This window comes from Geobacter argillaceus (assembly GCF_007830735.1).
Classification (GTDB): Bacteria; Desulfobacterota; Desulfuromonadia; order Geobacterales; family DSM-12255; genus Geomobilibacter; species Geomobilibacter argillaceus.
Genome location: NZ_VLLN01000011.1, coordinates 126,244 through 139,136, shown reverse-complemented (window position 1 = coordinate 139,136; position 12,893 = coordinate 126,244). Strand labels below are relative to the sequence as shown.

Sequence of the window (12,893 nt, the reverse complement as noted above, 5' to 3'; positions counted from 1 at the left end):
GGAAGCCAAATCGCTGGAGTGGAGCGCAAGCGGGTTCCCATGCCCCACGGCCCCACCACTTCGCCTTACCTACTCAAAAAGTTCGGTTTCCGCTTCTCGCCAAAGGCGGTGAGCCCCTCTTTGGCGTCATGGGTCTGCAGGTTCTCCAGCCCATACCTGCGCTCCACCGCCAACGCCTGCTCCATGGGAAGATCGATCCCTTCGTTGACCGCCACCTTGATGTAGCCAAGGGCCTTGCCGGCCCCGGAGGCGAGCTTGTGGGCGAACTTCATCACCTCGTCCATGAACCCTTCGGCCTCGATGACCCGGTCGATCAGGCCGATGGCCAGCGCTTCGTCCGGTCCCATGACCTTGCCCCACAAGAGGATATCCTTGGCCTTGGCCACACCGACCAGCCTCGGGAGCCGCTGGGTGCCGCCGGCGCCGGGCACGATGCCGAGTCCGGCCTCGGGCAGGCCGATGAGCGCCTTGCCGGCCGCCATGAAGCGGTAGTCGCAGGCCATGGCCAGTTCGCAGCCGCCCCCCAGGGCGTGGCCGTTGATGGCGGCAATCACCACCTTCTTCATCCCTTCGAGGGTGTTGTTGGCGTTTTGCAGCAGCTTGGAGAACGCCTCCGACTCGGCCAGGGTCATGGCCGCCATCTCCTTTATGTCGGCGCCGGCGATGAACGCCTTTTCCTGGGCACTGGTGATGACCACGACCGTGACGTCGTCCATCTGGCTGGCTTCGCTGAAGGCCTTGAACAACTCCTGGCCGAAAGCGCTGCTGAGCGGGTTGGTCGGGGGGCGGTTGAGGTTGATGGTCAGAACCCGCTCGTCCTTTTTCATGGTGATGAATGTGTACGCCATGTGGTCTCACTCCACTTATGCTGAATAGGTTAGGGCCTAACTGACCTTGATGACGATGGAGGCCGCGGTGTCGCCGGCGGCACAGCCGGAGAAGAGCAGGTACCCGCCCCCCTTCATGGCCAGTTCCTCGATCCCTTCGATCATGAGCCGGGCGCCGGTGGGACCCTGTGGGTGGCCGTAGATAAGGGACGAGCCGTAGTTGTTCATGCCGTTCACGTCGAGCCCCAGCACCTTCGCCATGGCGATGTCGTTGGCCGCAAACGGGTTGTGGGTCTTGACCGCCTTCAGGTCGCCCACCTTGATGCCGGCGCTGTCCAGGGCCATCTGGGCCGACGGGGCAACGGCGGCCGCCATGTACGCCTTCTTGGTCCGGGCGTAGCCAAAGGAGACCAGTTGGACTTCGATGTTCTTGTCAGCGCTCAGTTCCTTTGCCTTGTCCCGGGTGGTGACGCAGAGCCCTGCGTTGCCGTCGGCCGGGAAGGTCTGGGCGCCGAAGGTGTGCACCCCGTCCGGAAGGACCGGCTTGAGGCCTGCCAGCCCCTCTTTGGTGGTGGGCATGACCCCTTCGTCCGCCTCAAGGGTAATGGTCTTCTTCCTGGAGAGCTGCACCTCGACCGGAAACATGTACCGCTTCTGGAACGCACGGTCATGCGCCAGGGCGTCCTGGTACTGCTCATAGCGCCGCAAGGTCAGTGCGTCGCACTCTTCGCGGGTGATGCCAAACTCCTTGCTGACATTCTCGGCGGTCTGGATCATGGCCTGGCCGGCCCACGGGTCCTTGTTCACGTTGTCCATGAACCAGTCCTCGGCCAGCGGCTTGCCGCCAGGGCCGTTAGGGTTCGGCCAGATGGCGTGCGGGCCGTTGGAGCAGCGGTCCGCCAGGAGGCACCAGCTGTTCTTGAACATCCCGGTCTCGATCCCCTGACCGGCCTGGTAGAGGGAGAAGGCGGAGGTGGAGCAGGCCTGGGTGATCAGGACGCCGGGCGACCCTTCGGCCCCCAGCATGGCCGCGGCCCAGGGACCGCTGTAGAACCAGTGCTGCTGGTAGACGGTGCTCCCCACCATGACGTAGTCGATGGTCTTCGGGTCCCACCCCTTGCCCTCCAGGAACCGCTTGGAGGTGGCGGCGCCGAGGACGATGGAGTTCTCATTGGCCAGGGTGCCCTGCCACTTGGCAAACGGGGTGCTGTAGTAGCCGCGATAGGGAATGAATGCCTTCGTTAACATATGACTCTCCTTCGTATTGGGTTAGTCTCCGATGAGTACCGGAAACCGTCATGAACCAGTAGATCAATGATCAGTCGCATCGGCAATACCATAACCGGTATTTTGCCGAATGTACAATTCGTCGAACATCTCCTCCTCTCGCCGGCTTCCGAACAGGAAGGTGCCGGCAATGGCGGCCAGGAATCCGACCGGTACCGAGAGAATGGCCGGATTCTTGAGCGGAAAGAGCGGAGCGTCGAGTCCGACCAGGGACTTGCCGTCCTTGTTCTTGGAATAGTCCGCCCTCGCCTTCTCCAGAGCCTTCAGGTCTTTCTCAACAAGTGCGCCCCCTGACGCCTGCTTCGTTTCAAGCAGATCAACAACCTTTTTCGCATCAGCTGCAATTTTCTTCGGATAGGTCATGGTGGGTGACACCACCACAACACCGATGGCGAACAGTGCGCCGACAGTGAGGCCGGTGACGATACCGCCGGCGTTGAAACGCTTCCAGAAGAGTGCGAAGAGGATCACCGGGAAGTTGCTGGAGGCAACCACGGCAAAGGCAAGCACCACGAGATGGGCAACATTCTGCTTTTCGCAGGCGATCCCCAGAACGATGGCAACCGCACCGATCACAAAAGCAGAAATCTTGGCGATCTTCAACTGCTTGTTCTGGTCGGTCTTGCCGTCTTTGAGTACATTCACGTAGAAGTCGTGGGCAACAGCGGCGGATACCGCGAGGATCAAACCGGATACCACCGCGATGATAGTGGAGAAGGCTACGGCACAGACAAACGCCAGGAACATGTCACCACCGATGGAGCCGGCGCCGCCACCAACATATTGGGCAATCATGGGCGCGGCCATGTTCCCACCCTTGTCAACGGCAGTTATCTGCTGCGGCGAAATGAAGAGGGCAGCGCCAAAGCCGATAATGGTCACCATGATCATGAAGGCGCCGATCAGCACCATGGAGATGACGACACTCTTACGGGCTGCCTGGGCGTTCGGAACGGTAAAGAAGCGCATCATGATGTGCGGCAGTCCGGCCGCACCGAGCGCGAACGCCATACCCAGGGATATTTGATCAAGGGGGTCCTTGAGCAGTAACCCCGGTTCCAGGAAACGCTGGCCATAATCGAAACCGGCCACGGGGGCTACATGCTTCAGGAGCCCGCGTACGTGGTTCTGCACGGAGGGGCTGGATGCAACGGCATCGTAGAAAGCAAACAGGTTGAACCCGAACTTCCACAGCAACAGCACCGTAATGGTAGTGCCGCTCATCATGAGGAGAAAGGCCTTGATGATCTGCACCCAGGTGGTCGCCTTCATCCCACCAAAGGTAACATAGAGGATCATCAGGACACCAACGCCGATAACGGAGACATTGTAGGGGATGCCGAGGAGTAGTTGCATGAGCTTGCCAGCCCCTACCATCTGCCCCAGGAGGTAGAAGGTCGAGACTACAACTGCGGACAGTGCGGCTGTGCCACGTACAACTTTCGAGGTAGAACGAAGGGAGAGGATGTCACCCAAGGTATATTTGCCGGCATTGCGGCACGGCTCGGCAATGACCAGCAAAATGGTAACGAACGAGAAAAAGGGGCCGACCGCATACATGAAGCCATCGGCGCCGAACATGGAGGTGATCCCCGCAATGCCCAGGAATGTGGCGGCCGACAGGTAATCACCGGCTATGGCCCACCCGTTCTGCAACCCGGAAATCCCCCCACCGGCTGCATAGTAATCGGCTGTGGTCTTGGTACGTTTTGCCGCCCGGACAACGATCATCCCGGTAAAGAGGATTATCGCAATAAACATGCTCATGGTGATGGTCCTGTTGGTCTTCACCTCTTTCGCCAAGGGGGCCGGGGTCTGGGCGACAGCAGCGTTCTGGATAGCGGTTGAAACGGCTGCAGGCGTTTGACTCGGCCCGGCAGCTGCGGTCGCCTGGACAGCCGGGGCCGGCTTATCGGCAACATCAGTGGCAGGGGCAGCATAGGCCAGCGGGCAAATAATCAAGGAAAAGATCAGGAGAATCAATAACCGTTTCATGCGTGCTCCCCCCTGGCTATCTCGGCCAACACTTCTCTGGTGAGCGGATCGAAATAGGTATTGGACTTATGGGTGTAATACAGGGCTATTGCCCAGGTCATGGCAAACTCAATGAGGCAGAAGAAATAGCAGACATTGAGCCTGCCGAAAACCTTTACCTTCATAAAGTCCGGGGCATAACCGGCACAGATCGGTAGCAGGTAGAACATGATGGAGCCGAGGCACCATAAGCTCAGTAGAAACGCTTTCTTTTTGCTGTGAAGCTCGACAAACTTCGGCATTTTTGCCAGTGCTGCCCAATCATTCTGTTTTTTCGTCATGGATGGACTCCTTCCTTCATATTGGCATGGTCATTATCAATTGCTGAATCTCGCTTAGTCCCAACTGGCGAGCTTCATGGTCCCATTCTCATCCAGATGCTTGTGCATATTGAACACCTTGTAGAGCATGTGCGGTTCGTGGGCACTGTTGCTCGCCAGGCACTCTCTGAGCGAACGGTCGAAATACTCCTGCAGCAATGGTTTGTATTCAGGATGTACGCATTTGGCAATGATCCTCTGTGCCCGTTCCCGAGGTGAGAGGCCACGCAGGTCGGCAAGCCCCTGTTCGGTTACGAGCACGTCCATATCATGCTCGGTATGGTCGACGTGTGTCACCATCGGGACTACACAGCTGATGCCGTTGGGGTCCGTAGCCGAGGGACGGGTGGAGGGGGTATGCATGATGGAGAGAAAGGCGTTGCGCATGAAGTCACCCGAACCACCGACCCCGTTGAGCAACCGGGAACCATTAACAATGGAGGAGTTGACATGAGCATAGATGTCGAACTCCACCGGAGTATTCATGGAGATCAGGCCGAGGCGCCGCACTGGTTCGGCGTGGTTGGTGATCTGGATCGGCCGGATCAAGGTCCGTGAGGTATATTTGTCCCAGTCCGCCAGCAGGCGTTTTATACCGTTGTCGGAAAGCGAAAAGGAAGCGGTCGTCACATAGTCGAGCTTGCCGGAATCAAACATGTCCAGCAGGTTATCCTGAAAGACCTCGGTCCAGACGGTCAGATTCTCAAAGGGGCTGGAAAGCAGGCCACCGACAACGGCATTGGCAATCGATCCGACTCCCGACTGGAGCGGCAGCAGGTTTTTCGGCAACCGGCCACTTTTCACTTCAGCTTGCAAAAAGTCGATGATGTGATTGGCAATTAGTACGGAGTTCCCATCTGGTGCTCCGAGGGGACGCCCAACTGGATCCTTGTAGGATTCTACGATCGCCACGATTTTGTCTGGATTGCAGGGGATACTGGTCGATCCGATCCGGTCTTTGACGTTCAGGATATTGTAGACCTTCTTATTGGGAGGGAGTTCCACGCCAACACAGTCATGGAGGCCTTCCAGTGAGGGAATCTTGGTATTGATCTCAATGATGATCTTTTCTGCCCGGTCGACAATTTCCGAAATAATCCCGACCGCAAGTGTTGGAACAATCCCCCCATCCTCAGTAATACAGCTCGCCTCGATGATAGCAATATCTATCTTCCCACCATTCTCAAGGGTGTAATAACCGTAGCCAAAATCCTGGGCATACAGGGAAAGATAACGATCGCCATAACTGACTTCACCGGCATTGATTGCCTTGCGGATTGCATTTCCCTGCTGATGGGGCCAGCGTTTGGCGAGCATGCCGAGTTTTGCCCAGCGGTCGTCCACATCTGTTCCAATGGAAGCACCCGTATAGACGTTAAACTTCATCTTCCCGGCAAGGCCATTCTTTTCCACATAATCGGCCAGCAGGCCTGGTACCGTTTTGGGGTGCCCCTCGGCAAAACCTGAGAAACCGAGGTACATGCCGTTCTTGAACAGCGGGATGGTCTCCTCGGCATTCATGATTTTCGAGTGGAGAGTTGAGTGTCTGATTCTCTTTACAAATTCAGTGGTATCCTTAATGCTCATGGTGGTACCTCTCCCTTCGCCTAAATGATATTTGTCCGTTAGAAGCATAGTGATGAATTGACCAGGCACAGAATTCTAAAATACCGTTTTGCACCATGCGTGCCACAGCAGACAACCTGCCACAAATCACTACAACCATGCTATTTTTATAGCAATTTAATATATAATTGTTTTTTTAATAAAATATAAGGCCTAAAGCATACGATATTTCGTAGGTTACTTATAGCAGCGGATTACAGTGGAGGGAGCAACAACTGCTAAGTAGGCGGGATATTAATGAGAGTAAGGGAAATGCATCGATGAAAGGTCTTTTAGATAAGCTATGGCATTTCAGATGCGCTACGATATTTAAGAGGTGACAATCTCATCATCAACCGATTACGTCGCTTTTATCCAGCGCTTGTGTGCGGTATCGGTCAGAATATTTCTGAGAACGGTTTTTTGCGGGTGATCTTCAATTTTTTCATTCTCGAATCCAAGGTGGTTGGATTGATCGCCAGGATCTCAGCGGCACCATTCCTGCCTCTGACACGCCAACCAGTCCTTTCCATGACGGAGATGATGTGTGTTCGTTCCATATCCTCCAACGACATCGTTGGCGAGATTGCAGTGGCGGCGTTGTCAGGTACGTCGATAACCAGCACTGACCCTTTACTCAATATCATGGCTCGCTCGACCATGTTTCGCAGCTCTCTGATATTACCGGGCCAGCAATAGTGCTCCAAAGCCTCCATGTTTTTCTTCGGAATCCGCTCTATGGGTTTTCCGAAGACCTTGCCAAACTCCTCAACCATGGCCCAGACCAAGAGAGGAATATCCTCTTGGCGATCGCGCAACGGTGGTACAGATATCGGAAACACATTCAAACGGTAGTACAGATCTTCACGAAACCTGCCTTCTCTCACAGCCTGAGCAAGGTTTTTGTTGGTTGCGGCAATAACCCGCACATCAACGTCAATCGGTTTTGGACTGCCCAACCGCTCAAACTGCCCCTCCTGGAGCACGCGCAGCAACTTTGTCTGTAGCTCCAGGGGCAACTCCCCAATTTCGTCAAGGAAGATCGTCCCGCCGTCTGCGGCCTCGAAACGACCGACTTGCCTTGAAACCGCGCCGGTGTAAGCCCCCTTTTCTCGGCCGAAAAGCTCGGACTCAATCAGTGCTGCAGGCAAGGCAGCGCAATTCACCTTAATCATGGGGCGCTCTTTCCGCGCGCTCAGATTATGGGTGGCGCGGGCCAGCAATTCCTTGCCAGTACCGGTCTCTCCGAGCAACAACACCGTCGAGTCAGTATTGGCAACCTGCTGCACCTGCCGCAAAACCTTACGGATAGGATCTGACCGGCCGATTATCTCATCCGGTTTGTATTCGACCTGAATCTGGTCGCGCAGATAGATATTCTCGGCCTCCAGCCGGTTTTTCAGCATCTCTATTTCCGACATAGCCTGCTGAATCTTTTCATCCGCCCGCTTGCGCTCCAGGGCGTTGGCAAAGATTTCCCACAGGATACGAAGCCGCTGAATCAGATCATCGGGCCAGTCACGTTTGACGCTGTACGACACAAAGGTGATGAACCCCACAACAACACCGCCGACTTTTGCGGGTATGAACATGATCGACCTTATGCCGCCCCGTTCCTTGCAGTATTGTTTTTCCCGCCAGTAACTGTCAGGCAATTCGTCAACATCGGAAACATGAAATATCTCATCGTGAAACACCGACGAGTTCCACATCGGCACCAATCCGGGATGGAGAACCTTGAGGGGCGGCGTGATCCCCTTAAGTTCATAGGAGTGGGTACAAATCATCTCGCCACTTTCAGCGAGCCGCCAGACCGTACTCCGGTCAAACCCAAGGAAGTCGACAATCTTTTGCAACCCCTGGACTATCTTCCCGTCCACTTCACTGACAGGGACATTTATGAAGGTCGCAGAAAGTGCCGAGAGAAGGGCCTCGAACTTCAGCCGCTCGACCTGAGCCGCCTCTCTCTGCGTCTCTTCAGAAATATCCCGCACCACAAGACTGCCCCCCAGAATCGTTCCGTTATCAGTCTTGAGTGGGTAGCAACGGAGCTGCCATATCCTGTTCACCGGTGAAAAATCCGCACTGGCCTTTGGTAGTTCAACTGCCAACTCTACGAATGGTCTATCTTCATGGATGACACGCTCCAGGATGGGAGACACGGCAAGGGCAATCTTCTGATCAACCTCCGTGAGTGATCTTCCGACATGTTGCTCCGCCGAAATTCCGTCAATCATTGCCAGGCGGTCATTGACATGGATGAATCGCAAATCCCGATCAAGGACCGCGACGCCGAACTGCAAATGTGCAAACAACTGCTCAAGCTCACGGTATTCTTGGAGGAAAAATTCTGGATTTCTTGGTGGTCGTGTGCGTTTCATTCCCATGCCAGCACCTGATTTGTCAAATATATAAAAGGGTTGCAAATTCCATATAATCTGTTGTTTTAACAGGTTCAGCACAAGCTTTCGTCAAAATTATGATATCAAACAGCACAAAAGTAAAACGATTGTATCCTGTGACGACCTGTTAAACTTGGCGAGACGATGATTTTCCGCGCCACCCCTCCTGAAACGGGAAAAGCCCCCGGCCTTGCCATCACTCTAGTAAAAGTGTTGAAAAAGGCCAGGGGCTTCATACTGACAACTGCTTGATGCAGATCTGCGCTTTATTTCAGTCAGCGATGGCGTTCAGGTCTTTAAGAATTTCGTTTACATCCAGACCATGGGCATTGCACCCCTGCTCCAGGGATTCGTTCTGGGCACCCATGCAGCCAATGCAGCCCAAATTGTATTTTGCCAGCACCCTCGCCACTTCCGGGCTGGTTCTCAGGGCCTGGGCAAAGGTCATGTCTTTGGTGAATTTGTCGCTCATTGTGAACTCCTTTATGTTGAGTAATCGAGTTATTGGCGCAAAACACCACTAACCGCATTTCTTGTAGTTATTCGTACCTGATCTCAACGATCTCGTATTCTTTTACCCCTGACGGGACCTTGGCCTTGACCGTATCGTCCAGTTTGTGGCCGATCAGCGCCTTGCCGACCGGTGACGTGCAGGAGATTTTCCCCAGCTTGATGTCCGCTTCTTCCTCACCAACGATCTTGTAGGTTACCTCTTCCTCCGACGATGTGTCATAGAGGGTCACCGTTGCACCAAACACAACCTTGTCCGGCTTCAGATTGGACAGGTCAACCACGTACGCACGGGCCAGCTTGTCCTGAAGCTCCAGAATACGCCCCTCGATAAAGCTCTGACGGTTCTTGGCCGCATCGTACTCGGCATTTTCCGACAGGTCGCCGTGGCTGCGGGCTTCGGCGATATCCTGAATGACACGTGGTCTCTCTTCGCGGATCAGACGTTTCAGATCATCCTGAAGCGTCTCATAACTCTCTTTGGTCATCGGTACTGACTGGGACATTGAACAACTACTCCTTACAAAACTGTCGGGGCAGCCCATGGAGGCCGCCCCGTGCGTGTTGGCAGTGGTTTATGCTAGGCCAGATATTCCTGCAGGGGTTTTACCCTCAAATCTTCCTGCCTGATCGCCATGATGCCGTCGACCGCGGCCCGTGCTCCGGACATGGTCGTATAGTACGTAACGCCGTGGGTCAAGGTTTCGCGACGAATGGAGAAAGAATCGGCAACCGCTTGGGCCCCATGGGTCGTATTGATCACCATGGCAATCTCGCCGTTCTTGATTGAGTCGACGATGTGCGGCCGCCCTTCCTTGACCTTGTTGACCGTTTTCACCGTCACCCCTTTTTCCTGCAGATAAGTGGCGGTTCCGCGGGTGGCAACCAACTTAAAGCCGGCATTATAGAGATTTTGGGCAATGGAGACAACATGTTTTTTGTCGGCGTCCTTGACGCTGATGAAGATGCTGCCGCTGGTGGGAAGCTTGGTCCCCGCACCCAGCTGGGCCTTGGCAAAGGCCTTGGCAAAGTTTTCATCGATCCCCATTACTTCGCCGGTTGATTTCATCTCCGGACCAAGGATGGTATCCACCCCCGGAAACTTCACAAAAGGGAAGACCGACTCCTTGACCGCCACGTGGGACGGCTCGATATCACCGATGATCCCCTGATCCTGCAGGCTTCTGCCGGACATGATCCGGGCCGCTATCTTGGCCAGGGGACGGCCGGTCGCCTTGGAGACGAAGGGTGCTGTCCGGGACGCCCGCGGGTTGACCTCCAGAATGAAGATGGTGCCGTCCTTCACCGCATACTGGACATTCATCAAACCCTTGACGTTCAGCTCCAGGGCCATGAGACGTGTCTGGCGCTTGATCTCAGCCACGATCTCGCCGGAGATGGAGTACGGTGGCAGGGAACAGGCCGAATCGCCGGAATGGATGCCTGCCTCCTCGATATGTTCCATGATCCCGCCAATGACCACATCTTTGCCGTCGCAAAGGGCGTCCACGTCGATCTCGATCGCCTCGTCCAGGAACTGATCCACCAGGATCGGGTGCTCGGGCGATGCCTGCACCGCGGTATGCATGTAGCGGCGCAGGTCGTCCACGTCGTAGACGATCTCCATGGCCCGGCCGCCGAGTACATAGGAGGGGCGTACCACTACCGGGTAGCCGACCCTCTCGGCAGCCTTCTCGGCCTCTTCGAAGGAACGGGCCGTGCCGTTCTCCGGCTGACGAAGCTTGAGCTTGTGGAGCATCTCCTGGAAGCGCTCACGGTCCTCTGCACGGTCGATGGAATCGGGCGAGGTGCCGATGATGGGCACGCCGGCCTTTTCCAGCGCCACGGCCAGCTTCAGCGGTGTCTGGCCGCCGAACTGAACGATCACCCCGACGGGCTTCTCCAGATCCACAATGGAGAGGACGTCCTCATAGGTGAGCGGTTCGAAGTAGAGCCGGTCCGAGGTATCGTAATCAGTGGAGACCGTTTCCGGGTTGCAGTTGACCATGATGGTTTCAAACCCGTCCTCGGCCAGGGCGAAGACACCGTGGACGCAGCAGTAGTCGAACTCGATCCCCTGACCGATCCGGTTCGGGCCACCGCCGAGGATCATGATCTTTTTACGGTCCGTGACCTCGGCCTCGCACTCCTCCTCGTAGGTGGAGTAGAGATACGGCGTATAGGCCACGAACTCGGCAGCGCAGGTGTCTACCCGCTTGAAGACCGGCCGGATACCGAGTGAGAGGCGGAGTTGCCGGACCTCCTCCTCGTTCTTGCCCCAGAGCCGGCCGAGAAACTTGTCGGAGAAACCGTACTGCTTGGCCTCGCGAAGGATATTGCACAATCCCGTAGGGGCGGGGTTACCCCGCCCTGCGTTTGGATCATCCGAATCAGGCGGGGTCACCCCGCCCCGACAGTCATCAACCAGGCCCTTTACCTGTTTCAGCACAACCTCCATCTCGATGATCTGGCGGAGGTTGTGCAGGAACCAGGGGTCGATGGCGGTAAGGTTGAAAATATCCTCCACACTCATGCCGCTTCTGAAGGCATCGCCGATATACCAGACCCGCTCCCAGTTGGGAACCCGCAGCTTGTCGTGCAGGGTCTGCTGCTCCTTGGCGGTCAATGCCCTGCGAGTCTCGTCGGCCAGGTTGAACATCCTCGACTCAAAACCCGAGCTGCCGATCTCCAATGAGCGAAGCGCCTTCTGGAACGACTCCTTGAAGGTCCGGCCAATGGCCATCACCTCACCCACCGACTTCATCTGGGTGGTGAGGGTTGCCTCGGCAGCCGGAAACTTCTCAAAGGTGAAACGGGGGATCTTGGTCACCACGTAATCGATGGTCGGCTCGAAGCAAGCCGGCGTTTCCCGGGTGATGTCGTTGGTAATCTCGTCCAGTCGGTAGCCGACCGCCAGCTTGGCGGCAATCTTGGCAATGGGAAAGCCGGTCGCCTTGGAGGCCAGGGCCGATGATCGGGAGACCCGGGGGTTCATCTCGATGACCACCAGCCGGCCATCACGTGGATTAATGCCGAACTGGATGTTGGAACCGCCGGTGTCGACCCCGATCTCGCGGATGATCTTCAGGGACGCGTCACGGAGGATCTGATACTCCTTGTCGGTGAGGGTCTGGGCCGGGGCCACGGTAATGGAGTCGCCGGTGTGGACCCCCATCGGGTCGAAGTTCTCGATGGAACAGATGATCACCACGTTGTCAGCCGTGTCCCTCATCACCTCCAGTTCGTACTCTTTCCAGCCGATGACCGATTCCTCCACCAGGATCTCGTCGGTCGGCGAGGCATCGATGCCGGCCAGGGCCATCTTTTCATACTCTTCCAGGTTGTAGGCAATGCCGCCGCCGGTCCCGCCCAGGGTAAACGAGGGACGGATGATGGCCGGGAAGCCGACCGTCTTGATCACCTCCATCGCCTCCGAATAGTTGTGGGCAAGGCCCGAGCGGGGGACGGCAAGGTCGATCCGCTGCATCGCCTCCTTGAACAGGGTCCGATCCTCGGCCATTTTGATGGCCGGCAGTTTGGCGCCGATCAGTTCAACCCCGAACTTCTCCAGCACCCCCATCTCGGCAACAGCCACGGCCGTGTTGAGCGCCGTCTGCCCTCCCAGGGTCGGCAGGATTGCATCGGGACGCTCCTTTTCGATGATTTTGGCCAGCATCTCCGGCGTGACCGGTTCGATGTAGGTCCGATCGGCAAAGTCCGGGTCGGTCATGATGGTGGCAGGGTTACTGTTCAGCAGCACCACCTCGAACCCTTCTTCCTTCAGGGCCTTGCAGGCCTGGGTGCCGGAGTAGTCGAACTCGCACGCCTGGCCGATGACGATGGGGCCGGCGCCGATGATGAGGATCTTTTTGATATCGGTTCTTTTAGGCATGTTAGACGTAGCTCCT

The 12,893-nt window shown here is 56.2% G+C and carries 9 protein-coding genes; all 9 read right to left on the bottom strand.

Going from position 1 to position 12,893, the window contains the following annotated elements; translation table 11 throughout:
- Positions 1 to 65: 65 nt before the first annotated feature.
- On the bottom strand, positions 66 to 848 hold the full coding sequence (locus JN12_RS10735; protein WP_145022411.1) for an enoyl-CoA hydratase/isomerase family protein: 783 nt from the start codon (positions 846 to 848) through the stop codon (positions 66 to 68).
- Between the two features lie 36 nt (positions 849 to 884).
- The gene (locus JN12_RS10730) at positions 885 to 2,075 is read right to left on the bottom strand and encodes a thiolase family protein (RefSeq protein ID WP_145022408.1); all 1,191 of its coding nucleotides are present in this window, start codon (positions 2,073 to 2,075) and stop codon (positions 885 to 887) included.
- A 63-nt stretch (positions 2,076 to 2,138) separates the two neighbouring features.
- A complete protein-coding gene (locus JN12_RS10725) occupies positions 2,139 to 4,109 on the bottom strand; it encodes a solute symporter family protein (RefSeq protein ID WP_145022405.1) in 1,971 nt (656 codons plus the stop codon).
- Complete coding sequence (locus JN12_RS10720; RefSeq protein WP_145022402.1) at positions 4,106 to 4,429, bottom strand: DUF485 domain-containing protein; 324 nt, start codon at positions 4,427 to 4,429, stop codon at positions 4,106 to 4,108. The genes JN12_RS10725 and JN12_RS10720 overlap by 4 nt, the downstream gene beginning before the upstream one ends.
- A gap of 54 nt (positions 4,430 to 4,483) precedes the next feature.
- Positions 4,484 to 6,055 (bottom strand): acetyl-CoA hydrolase/transferase C-terminal domain-containing protein, encoded by a 1,572-nt coding sequence (locus tag JN12_RS10715; RefSeq protein WP_145022399.1) that lies wholly within the window; start codon positions 6,053 to 6,055, stop codon positions 4,484 to 4,486.
- A 416-nt stretch (positions 6,056 to 6,471) separates the two neighbouring features.
- Positions 6,472 to 8,535 carry a sigma 54-interacting transcriptional regulator gene (locus tag JN12_RS10710; protein ID WP_246125841.1) on the bottom strand — a complete coding sequence of 688 codons (2,064 nt, stop codon included), beginning with the start codon at positions 8,533 to 8,535 and terminating at the stop codon, positions 6,472 to 6,474.
- A gap of 211 nt (positions 8,536 to 8,746) precedes the next feature.
- Positions 8,747 to 8,947 (bottom strand): DUF1858 domain-containing protein, encoded by a 201-nt coding sequence (locus JN12_RS10705; protein WP_145022396.1) that lies wholly within the window; start codon positions 8,945 to 8,947, stop codon positions 8,747 to 8,749.
- Positions 8,948 to 9,014: 67 nt separating this feature from the next.
- Positions 9,015 to 9,491, bottom strand: a complete 477-nt coding sequence (gene greA / locus JN12_RS10700; RefSeq protein ID WP_145022393.1) for a transcription elongation factor GreA — start codon at positions 9,489 to 9,491, stop codon at positions 9,015 to 9,017.
- Positions 9,492 to 9,565: 74 nt separating this feature from the next.
- Complete coding sequence (gene carB / locus JN12_RS10695; protein ID WP_145022390.1) at positions 9,566 to 12,877, bottom strand: carbamoyl-phosphate synthase large subunit; 3,312 nt, start codon at positions 12,875 to 12,877, stop codon at positions 9,566 to 9,568.
- Between the last annotated feature and the right edge of the window lie 16 nt (positions 12,878 to 12,893).

Excerpts from the sequence above, each read along its gene's own strand:
- JN12_RS10725 (WP_145022405.1), bottom strand. The coding sequence starts at position 4,109 with ATGAAACGGTTATTGATTCTCCTGATCTTTTCCTTGATTATTTGCCCG.
- carB (WP_145022390.1), bottom strand. The coding sequence starts at position 12,877 with ATGCCTAAAAGAACCGATATCAAAAAGATCCTCATCATCGGCGCCGGC.
- JN12_RS10705 (WP_145022396.1), bottom strand. The coding sequence starts at position 8,947 with ATGAGCGACAAATTCACCAAAGACATGACCTTTGCCCAGGCCCTGAGA.
- JN12_RS10715 (WP_145022399.1), bottom strand. The coding sequence starts at position 6,055 with ATGAGCATTAAGGATACCACTGAATTTGTAAAGAGAATCAGACACTCA.
- JN12_RS10720 (WP_145022402.1), bottom strand. The coding sequence starts at position 4,429 with ATGACGAAAAAACAGAATGATTGGGCAGCACTGGCAAAAATGCCGAAG.
- JN12_RS10730 (WP_145022408.1), bottom strand. The coding sequence starts at position 2,075 with ATGTTAACGAAGGCATTCATTCCCTATCGCGGCTACTACAGCACCCCG.
- JN12_RS10735 (WP_145022411.1), bottom strand. The coding sequence starts at position 848 with ATGGCGTACACATTCATCACCATGAAAAAGGACGAGCGGGTTCTGACC.
- greA (WP_145022393.1), bottom strand. The coding sequence starts at position 9,491 with ATGTCCCAGTCAGTACCGATGACCAAAGAGAGTTATGAGACGCTTCAG.